This is a genomic window from Clostridium sp. AF37-5, from assembly GCF_003477605.1.
In the GTDB taxonomy this organism is placed as follows: Bacteria; Bacillota; Clostridia; order Lachnospirales; family Lachnospiraceae; genus Eubacterium_F.
In genome coordinates this window covers 45,003-66,934 of the sequence record NZ_QUDR01000001.1, presented here as the reverse complement: position 1 = coordinate 66,934, position 21,932 = coordinate 45,003, and the positions used below count along the sequence as shown (strand labels likewise).

General features: G+C 41.6%; 23 protein-coding genes. All 23 read right to left on the bottom strand.

What is annotated here, in order from left to right; translation table 11 throughout:
- Positions 1–12 precede the first annotated feature (12 nt).
- Positions 13–1,284: a glutamate-1-semialdehyde 2,1-aminomutase gene (hemL, locus tag DW019_RS00310; protein WP_118442138.1), complete on the bottom strand. Its 1,272-nt coding sequence runs from the start codon at positions 1,282–1,284 to the stop codon at positions 13–15.
- Between the two features lie 17 nt (positions 1,285–1,301).
- A complete protein-coding gene (gene cobA, locus DW019_RS00305; RefSeq protein ID WP_118442137.1) occupies positions 1,302–2,792 on the bottom strand; it encodes a uroporphyrinogen-III C-methyltransferase in 1,491 nt (496 codons plus the stop codon).
- A gap of 1 nt (position 2,793) precedes the next feature.
- Positions 2,794–4,242 carry a hydroxymethylbilane synthase gene (hemC, locus tag DW019_RS00300; RefSeq protein ID WP_118442136.1) on the bottom strand — a complete coding sequence of 483 codons (1,449 nt, stop codon included), beginning with the start codon at positions 4,240–4,242 and terminating at the stop codon, positions 2,794–2,796.
- Between the two features lie 55 nt (positions 4,243–4,297).
- Complete coding sequence (locus DW019_RS00295; RefSeq protein ID WP_118442135.1) at positions 4,298–4,711, bottom strand: M67 family metallopeptidase; 414 nt, start codon at positions 4,709–4,711, stop codon at positions 4,298–4,300.
- Positions 4,712–4,731: 20 nt separating this feature from the next.
- On the bottom strand, positions 4,732–5,538 hold the full coding sequence (gene thiF, locus DW019_RS00290; protein WP_022378145.1) for a thiazole biosynthesis adenylyltransferase ThiF: 807 nt from the start codon (positions 5,536–5,538) through the stop codon (positions 4,732–4,734).
- On the bottom strand, positions 5,538–5,747 hold the full coding sequence (gene thiS, locus DW019_RS00285; protein ID WP_022378146.1) for a sulfur carrier protein ThiS: 210 nt from the start codon (positions 5,745–5,747) through the stop codon (positions 5,538–5,540). Before thiS ends, thiF begins: the two co-directional genes overlap by 1 nt.
- Positions 5,748–5,761: 14 nt before the next feature.
- Positions 5,762–6,079, bottom strand: coding sequence for a thioredoxin domain-containing protein (locus tag DW019_RS00280; RefSeq protein ID WP_117478371.1), 318 nt, complete (start codon positions 6,077–6,079; stop codon positions 5,762–5,764).
- Positions 6,080–6,089: 10 nt separating this feature from the next.
- Positions 6,090–6,335: a sulfurtransferase TusA family protein gene (locus DW019_RS00275; protein ID WP_022378148.1), complete on the bottom strand. Its 246-nt coding sequence runs from the start codon at positions 6,333–6,335 to the stop codon at positions 6,090–6,092.
- Positions 6,328–7,188, bottom strand: coding sequence for a 4Fe-4S binding protein (locus DW019_RS00270; RefSeq protein WP_117478372.1), 861 nt, complete (start codon positions 7,186–7,188; stop codon positions 6,328–6,330). Before DW019_RS00270 ends, DW019_RS00275 begins: the two co-directional genes overlap by 8 nt.
- 21 nt (positions 7,189–7,209) lie before the next feature.
- A complete protein-coding gene (locus tag DW019_RS00265; RefSeq protein WP_118442134.1) occupies positions 7,210–8,430 on the bottom strand; it encodes an aminotransferase class I/II-fold pyridoxal phosphate-dependent enzyme in 1,221 nt (406 codons plus the stop codon).
- A gap of 11 nt (positions 8,431–8,441) precedes the next feature.
- Positions 8,442–10,082: a GTP-binding protein gene (locus tag DW019_RS00260; protein WP_117478374.1), complete on the bottom strand. Its 1,641-nt coding sequence runs from the start codon at positions 10,080–10,082 to the stop codon at positions 8,442–8,444.
- A 1-nt stretch (position 10,083) separates the two neighbouring features.
- Positions 10,084–10,983, bottom strand: a complete 900-nt coding sequence (gene cysD, locus DW019_RS00255; protein ID WP_022378153.1) for a sulfate adenylyltransferase subunit CysD — start codon at positions 10,981–10,983, stop codon at positions 10,084–10,086.
- A gap of 29 nt (positions 10,984–11,012) precedes the next feature.
- A complete protein-coding gene (locus DW019_RS00250; RefSeq protein WP_022378154.1) occupies positions 11,013–11,327 on the bottom strand; it encodes a ferredoxin family protein in 315 nt (104 codons plus the stop codon).
- On the bottom strand, positions 11,296–13,014 hold the full coding sequence (locus DW019_RS00245; protein ID WP_118442133.1) for an adenylyl-sulfate reductase subunit alpha: 1,719 nt from the start codon (positions 13,012–13,014) through the stop codon (positions 11,296–11,298). Before DW019_RS00245 ends, DW019_RS00250 begins: the two co-directional genes overlap by 32 nt.
- Positions 13,015–13,029: 15 nt before the next feature.
- Positions 13,030–14,094, bottom strand: coding sequence for an ABC transporter ATP-binding protein (locus tag DW019_RS00240; protein ID WP_118442132.1), 1,065 nt, complete (start codon positions 14,092–14,094; stop codon positions 13,030–13,032).
- A complete protein-coding gene (locus DW019_RS00235; protein WP_022378157.1) occupies positions 14,085–14,933 on the bottom strand; it encodes a sulfate ABC transporter permease subunit in 849 nt (282 codons plus the stop codon). The genes DW019_RS00240 and DW019_RS00235 overlap by 10 nt, the downstream gene beginning before the upstream one ends.
- A 13-nt stretch (positions 14,934–14,946) precedes the next feature.
- Positions 14,947–15,801: a sulfate ABC transporter permease subunit CysT gene (gene cysT, locus DW019_RS00230; protein WP_118442131.1), complete on the bottom strand. Its 855-nt coding sequence runs from the start codon at positions 15,799–15,801 to the stop codon at positions 14,947–14,949.
- Between the two features lie 16 nt (positions 15,802–15,817).
- The gene (locus DW019_RS00225; RefSeq protein ID WP_118442130.1) at positions 15,818–16,819 is read right to left on the bottom strand and encodes a sulfate ABC transporter substrate-binding protein; all 1,002 of its coding nucleotides are present in this window, start codon (positions 16,817–16,819) and stop codon (positions 15,818–15,820) included.
- Between the two features lie 11 nt (positions 16,820–16,830).
- Positions 16,831–17,769 (bottom strand): cysteine synthase A, encoded by a 939-nt coding sequence (cysK, locus tag DW019_RS00220; RefSeq protein WP_118442229.1) that lies wholly within the window; start codon positions 17,767–17,769, stop codon positions 16,831–16,833.
- Positions 17,770–18,137: 368 nt separating this feature from the next.
- On the bottom strand, positions 18,138–19,265 hold the full coding sequence (locus DW019_RS00215; protein WP_118442129.1) for a leucine-rich repeat protein: 1,128 nt from the start codon (positions 19,263–19,265) through the stop codon (positions 18,138–18,140).
- An 18-nt stretch (positions 19,266–19,283) separates the two neighbouring features.
- Positions 19,284–19,511, bottom strand: a complete 228-nt coding sequence (locus DW019_RS00210) for a hypothetical protein (protein WP_118442128.1) — start codon at positions 19,509–19,511, stop codon at positions 19,284–19,286.
- A 37-nt stretch (positions 19,512–19,548) separates the two neighbouring features.
- Positions 19,549–20,706 carry a leucine-rich repeat protein gene (locus DW019_RS00205; RefSeq protein ID WP_022378163.1) on the bottom strand — a complete coding sequence of 386 codons (1,158 nt, stop codon included), beginning with the start codon at positions 20,704–20,706 and terminating at the stop codon, positions 19,549–19,551.
- 35 nt (positions 20,707–20,741) lie between these two features.
- On the bottom strand, positions 20,742–21,932 hold the full coding sequence (locus tag DW019_RS00200; RefSeq protein ID WP_118442127.1) for a leucine-rich repeat protein: 1,191 nt from the start codon (positions 21,930–21,932) through the stop codon (positions 20,742–20,744).

Sequence of the window (21,932 nt, the reverse complement as noted above, 5' to 3'; positions counted from 1 at the left end):
ATCCCTCCTAATCTACTTCTGATTGGCAAACTTTCTAATCTGCTCACATGTCTTTTCGATATCCTTATCCGTATGTGCCGCTGACACAAACATAGCCTCAAACTGAGACGGTGCCAAATAAATGCCCTCTTTCAACATCGCCTTAAAATAAGCCGAATAGCGATTTGTATCCGAGGTCTGCACCGTATCATAATCAACCACTTTTTCATCGGTAAAAAACAAACTCATAAGAGAGCCAACCTGATTTACACAGACCGTTTCTCCAAATGTTTCACGCATCACTGCTGCCAGTTTTTCTGCCTTTTTCTCAATGGTTTTATAAATCGTATCCGAATCACGCAGAATTTTCAGTGTCTCAATTCCTGCAGTCATTGCAATCGGATTTCCCGAAAGAGTTCCTGCCTGATACACTTCCCCAAGCGGTGCAACGCACGACATAATTTCTTTTCTGCCTCCATATGCGCCTACCGGCATACCGCCGCCAATGATTTTTCCAAGTGTCGTCAAATCCGGTGTCACGCCGTAATACTCCTGCGCACCTCCTTTTGCCAGACGAAAGCCTGTAATGACCTCATCGAAAATCAAAAGAGATTGATACTTTTTTGTAATCTCCCGTAAAAAAGGCAGAAAACCTTTTTCCGGACAAACCACACCCATATTGGCTGCCACCGGCTCCACAATAACCGCCGCAATGTTATCACCATATTTTTCAAACAATGCTTTTACCGATTCCGGTTTATTATACTCAGCAATCAATGTTGTCTCTGTATAACCCTTTGGCACACCGGCACTGTCCGGCACAGCCTGCAAAAGTGCCGCAGAACCTGCCTTTACCAAAAGTCCGTCTGAGTGACCATGATAACAACCCTTAAATTTTACAATGTAATCTTTGCCGGTATATCCTCTCGCGACACGGATGGCACTCATCACCGCTTCCGTTCCGGAATTTACCATACGCATCATTTCCATCGATGGCATCATGTCATGAATTAACGACGCAATTTCATATTCTTTTTTCGTCGGCGCCCCAAAGGTAAGTCCCTGTTCACATGCCTGTTTCACCGCTTCAATCACAGCCGGATATGCATGTCCCAAAATTCCCGGACCATACGAACAAACATAATCAATATAATCATTCCCATCCTCATCCAAAATATGAGAACCTTTTCCACTTTTTACAAATACCGGCGTCCCGCCCACATTGCGGAATGCACGAACCGGCGAATTTACACCACCGGGCAGAAAGTGTTCGGATTTTTCAAATAACTGTTCCGACTGTGTCATAGCCTTACTTCCTTTCTCTATTGATAAAACTGCTCAAGCGCCCTGTCTAAATGTTCTAAATCGCATTGCTCTGGAACCACATCCACATCGATTCCATACGCCTGCAGTCTTTTTTTCGTCACTTCACCAATCGCCGCAACCGCAACATGCTCTTTTTTGCGGTCACGCTCCCATTCTCCTATCTTGTCCTTACCCATCCGGGAAACAAACGCCTCAACGCCGGATGCGCTGAAAAATGCAGCCACGTCCATATTCTTCCACATAGACAAAGCCTCTGAAAAAGCCCCTTCAACATCATAAAAAGGGATTTCCGTAATCGTAACAGACTTCTTTTGCAGTTCTAAAACAAGTTCTTCACTTGCCTGCAAAGCCCTTGGAAGAAGCAGATGTTCTCCCGGTTTCACGACATCTGTAAGCCCTTTGGCAAGTGCCTCTGTCGTAAACTGTTTTGGCATATAATCCGCATAAAATCCATACGTTTCCAGTGCCTTTTTCGTTCCGCTGCCAACGACAGCAAAACGAACCTTCGCAAACTCCCGTCTGTCAATTTGTTTCTTATCTGCCTCAGCAAAAAATAAATGAACCGCATTCTGGCTTGTGAAAACAATCCAGTCATATTTTTTTATCTGAGATAATTCATCCAAAAGTTTCTCTGCACCATCTGTACAGACAACTTTCATTTCACAAAGAGGAAAAACAAAAGCCCCTTTGTCTTCCATCATTTCACGCAGTTTATTATGCAGTTTCTGCGTTGCTGTTGTACCGATTTTTTTCCCGGCAAGCACACCAAAATCCTCACTGACAAAATGATATTTTGCCGTCTGTCCCACAACAAAAACCGCCGGGGAAGTAATTTTATTTTTAATTACTTTATCCGCAATATCGGAAAGTGTTCCATAGACACGTTTCTCATCCGGCATCGTTCCGTGGGAAATCACCGCAACGGGTGTTAACTCATCCTGTCCCTGTTCCATCAGCCGGTCTGCAATCATGCGGATATTTGCGACACTCATCAAAAATACACTCGTGCCATCCTGTTTCGTAATATGGGAAAAAGATTGCTCTGCCCCCTCTTTTGTGTGACCGGTAAACACATGAAAACTGCGGCTTTCCTTACGATGAGTCAAAGGAATTCCGGCGAGCTCACTCACTGCCACTGCACTTGTCACACCAGGCACCAAAGCAAATGGAATTTTCTCTTTCTGCAGTGCTAAAACCTCCTCGCCGCCGCGTCCAAAAACAAATGGGTCACCGCCTTTTAAGCGGACAACATTTTTATACTGTTTTGCCGTCTGAATCAGAATCTCATTAATCTCTTCCTGCTTCTTTGCGTGGCTCATCGGTTTCTTTCCCACATAAATTTTATAGCAGTTTTCAGGAACCACAGAAAGCAGTTCCTCCGACAAAAGCCTGTCATATATGACCGCATCGCATTTTTGCAGCAAACGAAGCCCTTTTACCGTAATTAACTCCGGATTTCCGGGACCCGCTCCGATTAAATAAACCATACTATGATTTCCTCTCCTGACACAATTTTTCTACAAGATTTTGCCAATCTCCTCTGTCCCCCTGCACCGACCGCCGGATTACTTCTCCCTCTTTTTCTTCCATCAGAGAAAGATTCATCCTATGTCCATCGAGGGTACACAAAACACCAATTGGCTCATGGCATCCGGCATTTAATTTCGTGAGGACCGCGCGCTCTGTCCGCAGACACTCTGCTGTATGAACATCCGAAATTTTTTCGGCAAGTTCATTAGCAAGCGTTCCTTTTTTTGTCTCCATCGCAATCACTGCCTGACCTGCCGCCGGAAGCATCTCCTTTACAGAAAGATACTCGTAAACAAAATCCGAATCGTTGTCAATACCCTGTCGCCTAATTCCGGCAGCAGCCAACACAATCGCATCGTACTCGCCTGCCCGCAGTTTATTGAGCCTTGTGCCGATATTTCCTCGAAGACTTTTGCAGACGGCATTCGGATACATCTTTTTAATCTGGCACTGTCTGCGCAGACTCCCTGTTCCAATGGTAAAAACAGAATCCTTTGTAAAGGAAGTTTCCTTTTTGTAAATGAGTACATCCTGCACACAGGCACGCTCCAAAACACCGGCAACCGTAAGTCCGTCTTTACACGGGTTTGGCATATCTTTTGCACTGTGCACCGCCAAATCAATCGTATCGTCTAAAAGCGCCTGTTCAAATTCTTCAACAAACACGGCTTTTCCGCCAAAGGAAGGAATCGGCGAATCCTTTTCCTTATCGCCTTTGGTTGTCATATACACAATTTCGTATTCATACTCCGGAAATGCCTCCTGCAATTTTGAAACAACCAGTCCGGTCTGAATTTTTGCCAGTTCACTTTTTCTTGTACCAATCCGAATGACTGATTTTTTCCACTCTTTTTTTACCATGTCCAACATAATCTCTTTCCGTTTTTCTTCCTCCGGCTCTGTTTTCAAAACCGCATTTCTTTTTTCAAGAAGCGTCTTTGCCATATCTCCGCAGTTATCCGGCAGATGGCTCCTAATACTCTTTTTTATCTGAGAAGCTAACGCCGGAGCACTGCCACCGGTCGAAACCGAAACTACGACATCATCCTGCTTTATAATTGCCGGAAAATAAAAACCGCAGTCTTTTTTGACATCCACTACATTGACAAGAATCCGTTTGTCCTTACAAATGGCAGCGATATGGGAATTGACTTCACTGTCATTCGTCGCCATAATCACCACATCGGCTCCTTCGATATCACCATCCTCAAATGGTCTTTGAACCAATAAAAGGGCATCTTGTTTCGATTCAATTTTCTGCAATTCATCGCAAATTTTTGGTGCAATCACCGTAACACGTGCCCCAAACGACAGCATCATAGAAACTTTTCGGTATGCCACTTTGCCACCGCCGCCGATAACACATAACTTATCCTGCATCTGAATCATAAATGGGAAAAATGCCATTTCGACCTCCTCGATATAGAAGAAAGAAGGCAGACGCTACCTTCTTTCCTTTTTATTACGAAATTACTAATTTCTCTTTTGTCACCTGTTTTTCCTCATCGACACGGAACGCATTCAATACCGGATTGTCTGCTTCCATCAACGATAAAATCAGATAATTTGCCTTGGAATCATAGGCAAGCCGTTTGTCCTCCTCCGATGGTCTCGATGGAGACTCCGGATGAGAATGGAAATTGCCAAGCGGCACATAGCCATTTTTACGCATATCTTTGACTGCCGCAAGCTGCTCTTTCGGATCCATGGAAAAATGCTCGTTGCTCTCATCCATGTTTGTCAGAAGATAAACCTTTTTCACATACTGTTTTTCCCCTTCCACAACACCGCCAATCAAACCACAGGCTTCATTCGGAAGACCTTCTTTGCAGTGAGCTAACATTTTCTCATAATCACTTTTTGTCAAAAATAACATATCCTTTTCTTCCTTTCCGCCTACTTTCCGTCACACTCTACCTGCTCGTAATCAATTAACTCCGTAATTGTCGGATGATCACCGCAGACTGCGCAGGTGCCATTTGCCTTTGGCAGTTTAATCGTGTGAAATTCCATCTTAAGGGCATCATAAGTCAAAAGTTTTCCGGTCAGCAAATCGCCAACACCAATCAGATACTTAATTGCTTCCATCGCCTGCAAACTTCCGATAACACCGCCCATAGCACCGATAACACCGGCCTGTTTACAGGTTGGAACAGCATCCTTCGGAGGCGGATCCTTGAAAACACAGCGGTAGCATGGTCCTTCCCCCGGAACATAGGTCATAAGCTGGCCCTTAAAGCGGATGATTCCTGCATGGGAAAATGGTTTCTTTGCCATTACGCAGGCATCGTTAATCAAAAATTTCGCCGGGAAGTTATCTGTACCATCAATGATAAAATCATAATCCGCAATCAAATCCATAATATTTTCCGATGTTACAAACTCGCGGTATGTATTTACTACCACATCACTGTTCATCGCATTCATCGTCTCTTTTGCCGATTTTACTTTTGCTTTGCCTACATCTGCCGTGCCATGAATAATCTGACGCTGCAAGTTCGACAAATCTACCTCATCCGCATCGACAATACCAATGGTTCCAACACCGGCTGCTGCCAGATACATTGCTGCCGGAGCACCAAGTCCACCGGCTCCGATAATAAGGACTTTGCCGTTTAACAGCTTTTTCTGTCCTTTCACGCCTACTTCCTGCAAAATAATATGCCGGGAATAGCGCTCCATCTGCTCATTTGTAAACGCCATTAATTTGCGCCTCCTCCCATGAAATAAAGAAATTCTACGACATCATTTTCTTTGAGTGCCGTTGTAGCAAAATCTGTGCTTTCCACAAATTCATCGTTCACTGTTACGGTTACATAATCCGGGTTTTCCACTTTCTCAACCTCAATGAGTTTTGCGATTGTCAAACCCTCATCGTATGTTTTCTTTTCTCCAGCTACGGTTACTACCATTTTCATATCCTCCTTTATAAAACTTCCTCTACAGCTTCTTCTAACTCTTTCCGCTTTACAAGACCTCGGATTCGGTTTACTTCTTTTCCCTCTTTGAAAAACAAAAGGGTTGGGGAAGCTGCTACTTCATATTTTTGTGCCAGTTCGGCATCAAAATTCACATTTACTTTGACGACGATAAGTTTATCCTCATAGTCATCTTCAATTCCGCCTAAAACCGGCGATAATTGTTTACATGGAATACAGCTATCCGAATAAAATTCAACGATAACCGGAAGAGACGCCTTAAGAACTTCGGCTTCAAACTCTTCTGCATTCACTCGCTTTGCCATGTCCTGCCTCCTATTCTTCTACCTTTTTAACAATCAAATCATAGGTGCCATTTTCATTGTCAATCAATTTCAGAACCTGCTGTCCTTCTTCCTTAAAACTTCTTGGCACATTCTGAACCGGTTCTCCATCATTCATCGTAACCGCTAACACCTGTCCGATTTCCAACTCTTCCATTGCCACTTTTGCCTTTACAAATGTCATCGGGCAGACAACATCCGTAATATCTACTCTTTCATCTACTTCAAACTCAGCCATGATATGCCTCCTTCATCTTTTCTATAAATTTATCTTCGCCAACTCTCTCGATTGTGAATCGGAAACGTTCGCTTGGATTTGCGTTATCATCAAAAAACTGAATTGCTGCGTCCGTTACACGGAACAAATCTTCCTCAGATTCAATCACCGGCAAAATTTCCTCGCCCTTGTAAATTCGGTTACCAAACAATCCGCCAAACGATACGAGATAACCGCTTTTTGCATCCCATGCATCCGTCGGACAGGCTTTCACACAGCGTCCACAGTAATTACATTTACTCTCATCCACTTTAATTTTATTATCCTCAAGAGTAATCGCACCGGTACGGCATGCCTTAACACAGACACCGCAGGAAATGCAGGCATCTTCTTTCCACTGCACTTTCGTTGCGCCCTTGATACCAACATCATTTTCCTCTGCTTTTAAGCAGTTGTTCTGACATCCGGTTACACCAAATTTGAACTTATGTGGAAGTTCTCTGGCGAAATATCTCTCATCCAGTTTTTTTGCAATATCATATGTGTCAATGTTGCCGCTTGGACAAATCTGATTTCCCTGACAGGAAGTAATCGTACGAACACGTGGTCCGCACACACCCGGCTTACAGCCACCTTTTGCCAAATCTTCTTTTACGGCATCAATATCATCTAATTTGATAAATGGAATTTCCACGCTCTGACGGGAAGTCAGGTGAACATGTCCATCTCCATATTTGTCTGCTACTTCCGCAATTGTCTTCAAATTCTCTGCGGTTAAGTTTCCTCCTACGACTGCCAATCGAAGAGAAAAACAATTTTTTTGTTTCTGGCGCATAAATCCGCCCTTTTTCAGTGTACTGTAGTCTACTGCCATTTTCTTATCCTCCTGCTCTTTCTACTTGAGTGCGTGCTTAAAATCTTCGATTAAATCTTCCACATCTTCAATTCCAACACTAATGCGAATCAAATCATCAAAAACACCCGCTTCTTCTTTTTCTTTTTGTGTACTGTGTGCATTCAGCGTTGATTCCGGATGAATGATTAACGTTTTCGTATCGCCAATATTCGACACTATTTTCGGTATTGTCAATGTGTTAATCAAACCAAACGCACGCTCTTTGGAGCCAACTCGAATTGTAAGAATTGCTCCATATCCATTTTGCAGAACTTTCTCTGCCTGTGCATGCCATAAACTGTCACTAAGTCCCGGATAATTCACTGTTACATCCGGATACGTATTTAAAAATTCAGCCAGTTTTTTCGCATTATCGCAGGCCCGCTCCATGCGCAGACCCAGAGTTTCCATACCTAAGAGATTATAAAACGCTGTCTGTGGAGACAAACAGGCTCCCGTATTACGGAACAGACCGTTTCGCAGTTTCGCCGTGAAAGCAAATTTGCCAAACTTCGCATACTCTGCCATGCCCGGATATTTCTCCTTGTCCCAGCGAAAAGCACCGCTGTCGGTAATCACACCACTGATAGCATCACTGTTGGCATTGATGTATTTCGAGGTCGAATTGACTACAATGTCCGCTCCTTTTTCAATCGGGCGTACTAAATATGCCGTTGCTACCGTGTTATCCATCACAAGTGGCAGATTATGTTTGTGTGCTGTCTCTGCTAACTTCTCAATATCCACAACGTCAAGTTTTGGATTACCAATCGTCTCTGCGAAAATCACGCGGGTCTTTTCATTGATGGCGGCTTCCACCGCCTGCTCATCGTGAATATCCACAAATACTGTTTTAATGCCAAATGCCTCAAAATCATGAAACACATCGATGGATCCGCCGTACAAACTCGTACTCGCTAAAATTTCCTCGCCCGCACGGACAACATTTAACAGCGCATTCGTAATCGCTGCCATACCGGATGCACAGGCAACCGATGCAATTCCACCTTCCAATGCTGTCATTTCATTTTCAAAAGCTAAAATCGTCGGATTATTAATTCTCGTATAGGAAAATCCGTTTGCTTTATTATGAAACAACTTTTCATGCTGTTCTGCCGAAGACTGGTAAAAAGCACTGGAATGATAAATCGGAGTCAGTGTAGCACCGGTCTCCTTATCCCCTTTTTCTACCTGATGCAGTAGTGCTGTATTAAATCTCATGGCGTCCTCCTCTAAATGTAATCACCGCGTTTTGCTTCATTACCCAAAAAGACGGACTGCTCACGGATATAATCCGCTGCCCACTTCGCATCTGCGCCCTCGTCAAGCCAGTTACTTAAGTACGATTCACTCTTATTCTGAATGGTATCTGCCTGCTTTTTATCAACTAACAATAATACAACAATACCGGCACGATGTAAATGTTTAATCACACAGTCAATATCATCATTTTTTCCAGGGGCATACAAATATGTATGTCTGCCATCCAGATTCAGAATTTTCTCGACGTCTTCCACAAACGCACGGTTTATCTTCTTGTCATCTTTTACAAACTCAACCGTAATTGCCTTCTGTCCATTGGTTGCTGCACGAACAGTTCGGTCCACACGACCTTCGTAGACACTGTGCTCTTTCTCATGCACTTCTTCCACGACACCGCAGGCAGAAGTCATATTCGTCACACGGTCAATCAAAATGAATTCACCCATCGTTTTATGATTCTTAAATTCATCGATGACAATGCGGTCTGCCAGTGAAATTTTGCAGCTTGCAATCTCATTTTTAGCAAGATTTTTTACATCCTTTTTCTCACCGGTATTAACATCTACCGCATAAGAAATTTCTGTCACAGAACAAGGAATTGTTTTCGTTCCGAGTTTAAAGAAGAAGTTTTTGCCACGGAACAATTCGTCATCGTCCATCCACAAAATCGTGGCAGTCAGAGTCGATGCCGTTTTCACACCAGAATCTACCGTAAGTACACAGCCGCGGGAAACATCCACTTCCCTGTCTAACTGAATGGTAACCGGCTGGCCTTTTTTCGCCTCTTTACTATCCTTATCACCAACATAAATACTTTTTACTTTTGCCTTTTCATTGCTTGGCAGCGTTGTCAGCTCGTCTCCCACATGGATATTTCCATTTTCTACCTGTCCCTGAAAACCACGGAAGGTATGGTCTGGACGGCACACACGCTGTACCGGCATATAAAATCCTTTTTCATGAGAATCCTCTGCCACATCCACATCTTCCAAATAAGAAAGAAGAGTCGGTCCTTCATACCAGTCAATCGCATCGGATTTCTTTGTTACATTATCTCCTTCCGTTGCGGAAACCGGAATAATCTGAATTGTCTGAAGATTCAGTTCACCGGCAAGTTCTTGAATCTGTTTTTCGATTTCATCAAAACGCTCTTTACTGTAATCAACCAAATCCATTTTATTAACAGCAAATACAAACGAATTGATTCCCATCAACGCACAAATTCTCGCATGACGTCTTGTCTGAATCAAAACACCCTGTGTGGCATCAATCAAAATAACTGCCAAATCCGCAAAGGAAGCACCTACTGCCATGTTTCTTGTATACTCTTCATGACCCGGCGTATCTGCTACAATAAAACTTCTCTTATCTGTCGTAAAATAGCGGTATGCCACGTCAATCGTAATTCCCTGCTCTCTCTCTGCCATCAATCCGTCAAGCAAGAGCGAATAATCAATCGCACCGCCGCGGCTTCCGACTTTACTGTCAAGTTCCAACGCTTTTTCCTGATCGGCATAAAGAAGTTTTGAATCATACAGGATATGACCGATCAAGGTTGATTTTCCGTCGTCCACGCTTCCGCATGTAATAAATTTTAATAATCCGCTCATCTTAGAAATACCCCTCTCTCTTTCTTCTTTCCATACTTCCTGCTGCCTCATTATCTATTACTCGTGTTGTTCTCTCTGACGATACGGCACTAAGTGTCTCATCAATAATTTCATCCAATGTAGTCGCCGTTGACTCGCATCCTCCGGTCAGAGGATAGCATCCCAATGTACGGAAACGTACACTCTTATGCTCAATTTTTTCACCCGGACGTAATTTCATGCGGTCATCATCCACCATAATAATGTTGCCATCGCGGTAAACAACCGGGCGGACTTTTGCAAAATACAAAGAAGGAATCTCAATTTTTTCCCGTCTTATGTACTGCCAGATATCCGTCTCTGTCCAGTTGGAAAGTGGGAACACTCTCACTTCCTGATGTTTCTGAATCTGGGAATTATATAATTTCCACATCTCCGGACGCTGGTTTTTCGGATCCCAGGCATGATGCTCATTTCTAAAAGAAAAGATTCTCTCTTTCGCACGGGACTTTTCTTCATCTCTTCGTCCGCCGCCAAATGCTGCGGTAAAACCATATTTATCAAGCGCCTGTTTCAATGCCTGTGTCTTCATGATATCGGTGTAAGCAGAACCATGATCAAATGGATTAATGCCCTGCTTTACTCCTTCCTCATTGATATATTCAATCATTTCAATGCCAAGTTCTTTCGCTCTTCTGTCACGGAACTCAATCATTTCTTTAAATTTCCATGTCGTGTTTACGTGCAAAAACGGAAATGGCGGTTTCTCCGGATAAAAAGCTTTCATTGCCAGGTGTAACATAACCGAACTGTCTTTTCCAATCGAATACAGCATAACCGGTTTTTCACATTCCGCCGCAACTTCGCGAATGATATAAATTGCCTCTGCCTCCAGTTCATCCAGATGTGATAATTCACTCATATCGTTTTCCTTCCTTTCTTCTCTCCTCGTTAATATTTGTTGGACTCTTTCGTATTTAGAACAATCTGCTCGGTTTCGCCATCCTGTCTGTGTATCTGCCAGTACAGCTTGTCTCCTTTTTTGTCGACTGTCATTTTGCTTCCCATACCGCCGATATCGGCTCCTAAGTAGAGGGAAATCGCACCGAAGTGACATTCTTTCACACAAGAGGAACATCCCCAGCAGTCCTTCGGGTACTTGATATAGGCTTTCCCTGCCTCATTCATTTTAATAAGGCTTCCCGGACATACCTGCTCGCAGGCTTTACAGCCTTTACAGAGCGCCTGATTCATCGTGATGCTCATAATGCTCCTCCCTTCCAACTAATTTACGGGTAAATACGGTGATTTTGCCATCTTCCATTTTGGAATTAACATACTTTAACCAGTCACCGCTCTTTTTAGGATAATCTAAATTTTCATCAAAACTGTGCCATCTTGTCTCTTTTCTTGCAAAAAGATGAGCAATTACCGATTTGCACACGGTAAGACGTTCTTTCAATTCATACACAAACATCAACTCATGCATATCACCGGCGTTTACATTTTCAGCAAGTTTTTCTATCTTTTCAATCTTTTCTTTCGCAAGCGCAAGCTGTTTTTCATTGAATTGATAATGAGTAGAAATACCTCCGGCATACTCATCCATTACCTTCTGCATTGCCTCTTCCAGTGCTTCCGTCTCATACATACCGCCTTCATTTGATAAATAGCGGTTGTACTCCGTAATCTTTGCATCGAGAGCTTTTTTCTCTGCACTCTCATCAGATGCCTTCTCTTTATCTCTTTCCTCATTCAATTGAGAAACTATTTTCTTGGCTGCGATTTCACCTTCAACCATCGCACCGGTCACATATTTCTGCGGACATCCGCCTGCCACATCTCCTGCGGCAAACAAACCATGAATCGTAGTCTCTCTGTCGGTATCAACCCAGTAGCCGCTCGCTGTATGGCCACCGACGATATAAGGCTCAGTGCCCTCGATTTCGACATTCTGCTCACTCGGATTTTTACCCGATTCAAGCCATTTGAGTGTCTGGCTTGGTGCCATGTTTAAGTACGCTTTTTTCAGCGACTCATCCTGCTCTGCGGTAATGCCCTCTGTTCTCAGATAACAAGGTCCGCGCCCCTCTAAATTTTCCATCACCGTGCCGTAGACACGCTCCGATGTTGTCAGACCGTATTTATCTTCGTATACTTCTCCTTTGGCATTCACCTGCTTCGCACCAACGCCCTGAGCAATCGTTCCGGTCGGTGCAATTGTATCTTTACAGCGAAGTGCGATAAAACGCATTTCAAATGTTGTCATTTCTGCTCCGGCACGAATCCCCATCGCATAACCGGCTCCGGTATTAAACGGCGGATACCACATTTTGTGGCGGGAAAATCCCAGATTATTCGGCCGGTACAAACCTGCCGCACCGCCGGTCGCACAGAGCACCTTCTTTGCCCTTATCTCATAGGCGGTACCTTCTTCAATCGAAAAGCCGAAAGCTCCTTTGATTTCATTCTCCTCCACAATGTAATCGGTAATATTAATCCGGTTTAAAATTGTGACATCCTCTAACTTTTCTACCGCCTTTGCCAAAAGCGGCTTCATATTTTCTCCATTTATTTTTATGTTGCGGTTTCCTCTGGCAACATAGTTTCCATTTTCATCTTTTAAAATAACAAGTCCTAAGTTTTCCATTTTATGTGTCACACGGTTTAATCCTTCGGACATCGTCATCAGCAAATCTTCTCTTACAATGCCGTCCGCATCTTTTTTCGCATACTCCACATAATCTTCCGGTTTTCTTCCATCCACAATGTAAGCATTAATGGCATTAACGCCGGCCGCTAAACAGCCGCTTCGTTTGATATTTGCTTTTTCCGCAATGACAATCGAATAATCGGACTGTTCACGAATCGTAAGTGCCGCATAGCACCCTGCCGTTCCGCCGCCAATGATAAGAATGTCCGTATGCAATATCTTTTTGTTCTCAATCTGCATGGTGTATCCTCCCCGTTAAATGTAAAATACATCTTCTCTTTCCTGCATCTCTTTATTTTCCATCAAATAAGTCTGCGTCGAATCAAAGATATATAATCGGTAAATCAATACATGAACCGTCTCGCCAACCAAAACAAAATCTTTTTCCAAAGAACGTTCTCCAACAACCAAAATACCATTGATGTCCACGGTAACATCCATTCGGTTTCCTCGGAACACGACATCCGTTACCACACCGGTTTCAGCGGCACTGATATATTGGTCCAGTTTTCCACTCTTTGAGATTTTCACAAATTCCGGACGAATGACCGCCTGATTGGCATGTTCAATCCGCTCGAAACCTTTTAATTTATCGTAATCCTCAACAACCGAAGACCTGCCGATAAATCTCGCCACAAACGGAGTTGCCGGACTTTTATAAATTTCAACCGGCGTTCCCATCTGCTCAATCGTTCCATGATTGGTAATAATGATTTCGTCTGCAACCTCGACCGCTTCCTCCTGGTCATGGGTGACAAAAATACTTGTAATACCAAGTTTTACGACCATCTCCTTCAACCACGAGCGAAGTTCGGTACGCACTTTCGCATCAATCGCAGCAAACGGCTCATCCAGTAAGAGAACTCTTGGATTTGGTGCTAGCGCTCTCGCAAACGCAACTCTTTGTCTCTGTCCGCCGGACAACTGATTCGGATACCGTTTTTCCATCCCTGACAAACCGGTCATCGCCAACAATTCCGTAACCCGTTCCTTAATCTGCTTTTTCGGCATCTTCTGAAGTACCAGTCCAAATGCCACATTATCGTATACCGTCATATAACGAAACAATGCATAATTCTGAAAGACAAAACCAATCCCACGCTTAGCAGCCGGTACATCATTCACCCGCTTGCCATCGATGTAAATATCTCCTTCATTCGGATTCTCAAGTCCTGCAATCATCCGCAACAAGGTCGTCTTTCCGCTGCCGGATGGTCCTAACAAGGCAACTAACTTTCCTTTTTCTACACCAAGACTTACATGGTCAGAAGCAAGAAAATCACCATATTTTTTTACAATGTTTTTCATTTCTACATACATACTTTTTTCTCCTTGCCATCTCGGTGTTCTAATACATTTCTCACAAACAATATGACGATTGCGATAATCACTAGCAGTGACGATACCGCAAACGATGCTGTTACGGATGTGTCGGTTCCCGACATATATAACGCATCGATTTCAAGCGGAAGGGTAAAGGTTTCACCCCTCGTTTTCGACAAAGCGTTTACCGCGCCAAACTCACCAAGTGCTCTCGCCGCACATAAAATAATACCATAAATCAGTCCCCATTTCATCTGTGGAAGTGTAATTTTACGAAAAATCGTAAAACCTTTGGCACCCATCAGAGCCGCCGCTTCTTCCTCATCTTTGCCCTGTGCATTCAGCACCGGAAGAATCTCTCTTGATACAAACGGGAAGGTAACAAAAATGGTTGCGAGCACAACACCCGGTATTGCAAATGTAATTCGTATATTCGTACCAAAGAACTGGTTAAACGCCCGAATCGCCGGATAAAACCATCCCAGTCTTCCAAATGTCATCAAATAGGAAAGACCTACAATAACCGGAGAAATGGAAAATGGTATATCAATCAGTGTAGCTAAAATCTGTTTGCCCCGGAACGAAAACTTCGTCAAGAGCCATGCCGCACAAATTCCAAAAAAGGTATTTACGACAACCGCAATCACCGTTGCTAACAAAGTAACAAGCAAAGCACTTACCACATACGGTGTTGAAATCGCCTGCACATAAAATCCGATTCCCTCTTTCAGCGAATTAACAAGAACCGAAAGAAGTGGTGCTGCAAGCATGAGCAGAAGAAATAAAAGGGTAATCGTGATTAAAATAATTTTTGTTATTTTCTTTCGTCGTTCCATCCTTTTTTCCTCCTCATAACAGATTTGTTCTTGCCGCCTGCCGTGCCTGTACGATATTGACAAACAATAATAACACGAATGACAGCACTAACATCACAAGGGCAATTGCCGTCGCACTCTCATAATCAATGTAACTTAATTTCTGCATAATTACATAGGAAACAACCTGTGTCTTTTCTTTTGCACTGTTGCCTGATATGTAAATGACACTGCCGTATTCACCAATTCCTCTGGCAAGTGCCAGACCAAATCCGGTTAAAATCGCAGGTCTTAATTCCGGTAAAATCACACGTCGAAATGTTTTCGATGGGCTTGCACCTAACATATAAGCCGCTTCTTCATACTGTCCATCCAGTTTTTCAAGGACCGGCTGAACCGCCCGGATTACAAAAGGAAGTCCGACAAACACAAGTGCGATAACCAATCCGGTTTTCGTATAAGTCACCTTAATTCCAATACCTGCTAACATTTTTCCAAAAAATCCGGTTTCCGAATATAATTTGGAAAGTGTAATTCCGGCTACGGCTGTCGGCAGTGCAAAGGGAAGTTCTATCAGTCCGTCCACAATCCGCTTGCCCGGAAAATCATATTTTACTAAAGTCCATGCCACGATAACGCCAAACACCGTATTGATTCCTGCCGCCACAAGTGAACAGCCAATACTTGTTAAAAAAGCATTTCTTACATTTGATTTCCAAAGAAGAGAGAAAAATTCTCCCGGTGAAATTTTCAAGGAATACACAAGCACTGAAGCCAGCGGAATCAGCACAATCAGGGAAAGCATTAACACAACAATTCCAAATGTGCAGCGAAATCCGGGAATCACTCTTGCTTTTTTCACTCTCTTTTGTCTTACCGTATTCCTCATCCGAAAAACTCCTCTTCTAATAGTTATAAATCTCATCAAACATGGCATCATCATCAAAATATTTCTGATATGCTTTCTCCCAGCCGCCAAAATCGTCAATCGTCCATAACCTTATAGACAAATCAAACTCATTTCCAAATTCCTGCAAAATTTCCTTGTCGGTTGGGCGGTAACCGCTTTTTCCAATTAACCGCTGTGCCTGTTTCGTATAAAGAAAATCCAAATACCGTTTACTCACTTCTTCTGAGCCATTTGCTTTTGCATTATCATCCACAATTGCAACACTTGGCTGTGCTAAAATACTGACAGACGGATTTACGATTTCATACTTGCCGGCATAGGATTTCATAGTTACAAGTGCTTCATTTTCCCATGCAATCAGCACATCGCCTTTACCATTTTCCACAAACGTCGTTGTCGCACCCCTGGCACCGGAGTCCATAACTGATACATTGTGATACAACCGCCTCATAAATTCTTTCTGCTTGTTCTCATCGCTCCATTTGGTCTTTGCATAACCAAGAGCTGCTAAGAAGTTCCAGCAGGCACCTCCGCTGCTTTTCGGATCCGGTGTAATGACCTCCACACCTTTTCGCGTTAAGTCATCCCAGTCGTGAATCTGCTTTGGATTTCCTTTTCGCACTAACAGCACAATGGTCGATGTATAAGGGGCAGAGAATTTTGGAAATTCTTTAATCCATCCGGCATCAACAAGCCCCGTCTTCTCAATCAGAGAAATGTCATGCTCTAATGCAAGTGTAACAACATCCGCGTTACACCCTTCCACAACCGACCTCGCCTGACTGCCGGAGCCGCCGTGCGACTGTATCACCTGAACTTCCTTGTTATAAGTCTTCTTATAATATTCTTCAAACATCGTATTATAAGATTCATAAAATTCTCTTGTCGGGTCATACGAAACATTCGTTATCGTGATAACATCTGACTTCGTTCCACAGCCGCTAAGGATAAGCACAAGTACCAGAAAAAGAAGGACACTCTTCTTTCTTTTTCTCATCGCCTGCTCCTTTACTCCTCTACTACAAACAAAGAAGTGGACAAATATCTCTCACCGGTATCCGGCAGTAAAACAACAATATTTTTTCCTGCATTTTCTTTGCGTTTTGCTAACTGTGTAGCTGCATAAAGTGCTGCACCGGAAGAAATTCCAACTAACAATCCATCACTCTTTGCTACTTTTCTTGATGTTTCAAAAGCATCATCATTCTCAACCGGAATAATTTCATCCAAAATTTCTTTATCCAAAACATCCGGCACAAATCCGGCCCCAATTCCCTGAATTTTATGTGGTCCAGGCTTTCCTCCGGATAATACCGGTGAGCCGGCAGGCTCAACAGCCACAACTTTTACATCCGGATTTGCTTCTTTTAATCCCTGTCCGGTTCCGGTAACCGTTCCGCCGGTTCCAACTGCCGATACAAAAATATCAACTTTGCCATCGGTGTCTTTCAAAATTTCCTGTGCGGTTGTCTTTTTATGAATTGCCGGATTCGCTTCATTTTCAAACTGCTGTGGAATAAATGCATTTCCATATTCCTCTTTCAGCTCTTCCGCCTTTTTAATCGCACCTTTCATACCATCGCGTCCCGGTGTAAGAACAATTTCAGCACCTAACGCTGATACAATCTTGCGTCTCTCTACACTCATGGTGTCCGGCATCGTAAGAATCAGGTGTAATCCCTTTGCCGCTGTCACAAATGCAAGTCCAATTCCTGTATTACCGCTTGTTGGCTCGATAATCACGGTATCTGAATTAATTTTCCCATCCGCAATTCCCTGCTCAATCATCGCATAAGCCACACGGTCTTTTACACTTCCTAATGGGTTAAAATACTCCAATTTTACAATCAGATTTGCCTCTAACTCATTTTCCTTTTCATAATTTGTCAACTCCAGCAATGGAGTATTTCCGATTAATTCTGTCAACTGTTTTGCAATCTTAGCCATCGCTTTCACCATCCTTTTTCCTACTATTCATGTAGGGTTTATATAATTTAACTGTGCCTATCATATCACCTATTCCCTACTAAGTCAATAGGATTTGTAAAGTTTTTTTGAAAAAGTTCAGCCCATAAAAAGGAACCGGTCACGAATGTGTGCTCGCACACAATTCATGACCGATTCCTTTTTATGGGCTGATCGCCCGATTATGAGCAAAACAAATGAAACAATGAAACATAACGCTGAAGCAGCACAGTTTCACCCAGGGCAACCCTCGTCTCATCGACAATCTCAAGACAAATGCACTGACCATGGCTCATGTAAAGTACAGTTAGCACCTACCACAGTGTGCCGTCGGGCATTTTATTTATCTCTTACTTCAATTTCTCCCATTTCAAATCCATATCGTCGTATTTTCTCTGATAAGCCTTTTTATATGTTTTTATCCTTCCTTTTGGAACATAAACTACAGAATCCATTGGGAAATCTGCATTGGCACTCGCCAGCTTTGGCAAAGACTCACCTGTAAATACCAATTTAATTTTATTTAAATATGGGATGGAATGTCTCCAATAAGCTGAAAGTTTTTTGATTTCATTCGGAAACACTATTTTTTTCACATATCCCGGATAAAATGACACGCCTTTAGGTATCACTTTAACTCTGGATGAAATCCGAGCAACACCTCCCTTTACGCGCACCGCAACCAATTCTCGGCTCTTTCTGTTATATAGACATCCATTATTCGAAGCGTAATATTTATTCTTCGGATTTATACAAAACTTTGTGATTCTACTTCCGGAAAAAGCTTCACTTCCAATTTTTTTCATTGTTTTAGGTAAAACTATTTTCTTAATTCTCCTCCCACTAAACGCATCGTTTATTATAGTTTCTACTCCATTAGGCACTTTAATCTTTTTGCTTTTCTCTATACATCCATAAACTTTTTTACCGCTTTTCGATAGCAAAAGATGATTTTTTACCTTGAATTTCTTATTTGTCGAATGAGCAACCACCTTTTTCCATTCAATTTGACATAACGAAATAACATTCTTTTCAAAAACACCAGGGATATTTATTTCCTTTCCGTCTTGCATATGTTCAAAACAATTGGGAGTAATCCCAATTAAAGATGAAGGCAAAACAATACGTTTAATTTTACCCATCTGTTTGTATCTTTCTGTCGGCAATAACTTCAGTTTTTTTGATTCTTCTGAAAGATAAATACCAAATAAATTAATACCCCGGCCGCCATCATCGTCATCATATAAATCCCCCAGTTTTACAACGCTTTTCCCATCGATTTTATCCGGTATGATTAACTTATCAGGAATCGTTTCCTGTGTAGGTATAATTTTTGTTATTTGTACATTGTCCCCATCTAACGTAACATAACTAAATTGAAATGCACCAACTCTTTTTTCTTTTGCTGAGATTTCAATTCCACATACTAAAATACCAACAAATGCAATCATTAATATCGTTTTATATTTTACTTTCATGCGTATTCCTCCTTTGCCTTACTTTGAAGATCCACTATAGGAATAACTTTGAACTTTTTTTGCAACACCACTTTCCCAAATCTCTCGAAGAATTGGAAACCTCAGTTCCTTCTTTGTTTTGTCAAAAACAAGAGAGGAAAACAAATGATAGAATCGATAGTCATTACTCTTCTCATCTCTCCCTATCATTTCAGCAATCTGCGCCTCCATGGATGAAGATATATATGTTTTTTCTAATTCTATCATTTTGTTTTCCCCTTCCAAATTAAATTATAACTCTGTTTTATCTACTACAAATCTTTGTATCTCTTCTTTGGTACTCTTCAAGAGAGGTATCTAGCCAATCTTCATACACCTTCCTGTATTTCGCAGGAACATATACAATTATCGGAATGTTAAAAGCGATCAATTCTCTGTTTGTAAGTTTAGGTGGTTTTTTACCTTTAAAAACAAATGTAATTTTATTCGGTCTTAAAAATATTCCTGCCATTTTCTTCACACTCGAAGGAACTATTACTTTTTTAATATTCTGACCTCCAAGATAGCTGGTTGCATCTGTTATCTTAGATACAGTATTAGGGATTGACAGCACACCATTTTTAATATATCCTGCAACAAGTCGTCCGGTTTTCCTGCTATACACAGAACCATCTTTCACAGCATATCTTTTGTTATTTTTATCAATTTTAATTATTACCGGTTTTTTTGTATCTAAAACAGAAAACCCTATTTGATTTACACTTTTTGGTATCACAATTGTATCTGCTCCATTGTAATCACCGTCTGCTGTGCCATCCTTCAAAATGCCAACATCAATTATCTTTACCGAATTCGGAATACAAATTTTTTTCTTCTTTTGTACAATTCCATAAACGCTCTTTCCATTTTTGGATAATAAACATCCATTTTTTATTTTATACTTCGAATTCTTCGGAGATATTTCTAATTTTCTCCATTTCACCCGCGTAAACTGAGTAATAACATTCCACGTTACATTTTTAGGAATATTAATTGTCTTTCCATCCTGCACATTTATAAAACAATTTTTTGAAATTTTCTTAAGTGTTGACGGAAGAATAATCTTCTTTATTTTACCTACTTTCTTATGAACCTCAGATGGTATAAGTTCATAGGATTCAATATCTGGATTTACAAACACACCAAAAATATTCATTTTATGCTCATCCCCATCCTTGAAGTCCTCTTTTGAACTCCCTATCGCAGTAACTTCCTTTCCATTTATATGGGACGGTATTTTAAGCGTAGTAACTCCCTTATTAGAAATTATCTCAATTTTTGTAATCCAAACACTACCTTTCTCTATTTTATACTGATAGGAAAAGGCTCCTGATTTGTAACACTTTGCTTCTGCTTTCTCGGCATTTGCAAACATCATTGTAAGCGTGAGAAAAAACATGGTCACATATAATATTTTTTTCATATGAGTCTCCTTTGCAATTGCTTTATTTAACCGGCTTATTGCTCAATAAATGTAAAATTAATTCTTTTTGAGCTTACATTACTTTTATCAATTACCCATGTTTTTTCATAAGCATCTTTGCATCCTTTAGGTACATATACCGTAATATTAATAACTTCGTCTCTAAGGCTTACTACCGAATTAGTTTGTTCTTTTGACAAAGTCGGTGGTTCTTTTCCTTTGCATACAATTACCGGATCTTTAACATAACAATACTGCACTATATTTGCCACCTTTTTAACGCTTGCCGGAATAATGATTTTTTTTGCCCATCCATATGGGCCAAAGTGGTACGGTATCTCTCTGACTCCATCCGGGATATTAAATATTCCATCGGTCTGATACAGCCATACCAGTCTGCCGTCTTTTTTATCGTATAACGATCCATCCTTTGATGCAAAATACTGACTGCCAGAATCCACCTCCACTTTCATCATTGAATAACTAAAAATACAGACATTTTTTACGCTCTTTGGAAGCACCAATGTCTCACATCCAAAAAAAGCCAATCCGTGAATTGTTTCACTACGTGCTGCATCTCCGGTACCCATTGTTTTAATCGCTGTTACCGTTTTCGGCACAACTACCCTTTTCTTCTTATATACAAGACCATACATCACCTTTCCATTTTTAGAAAGTAGGCAGCCATTCTTTACTTTATACGTTTTGTTCTTTGACGATATTTTTACTTTCTTCCACTTCACCCTCGTAAACTGATTTACAACCTCTTTCTTCACACCCTTTGGAATATTAATCTCCTTTCCTTCCTGCACATCAAAGAAACAACTTGGTGTTATTGATACAACCGAGTCCGGAATCCGAATCTTCTTTATCTTAGCAACTCTTTTGTGTACTTTAGGATTTGATGGGGTATAAATACCACCTTCCTCATAATATCCAATTCTAACACCAAAAAGATTTAAAGTAGTATGATCAGTAGTATCTTTGTCATTCGTATTTCCCAGTTTGACCACTTTCTTTCCCTTTACCTTAGCAGGGATATTAAGTTTACTGATTCCCTTGGAAGATAGCGGTGTAATCTTAGTAATCCACACACCTTTTTTTGTATTCTTATACTGGTATTTAAATTTTCCTGCCTTATAGGACTTTGCCTCTGCTTTCTCAGCATTTCCACACATCATTGTAATCGCGAGAAAAAACATGGCAGCATATATTATTTTTTTCAT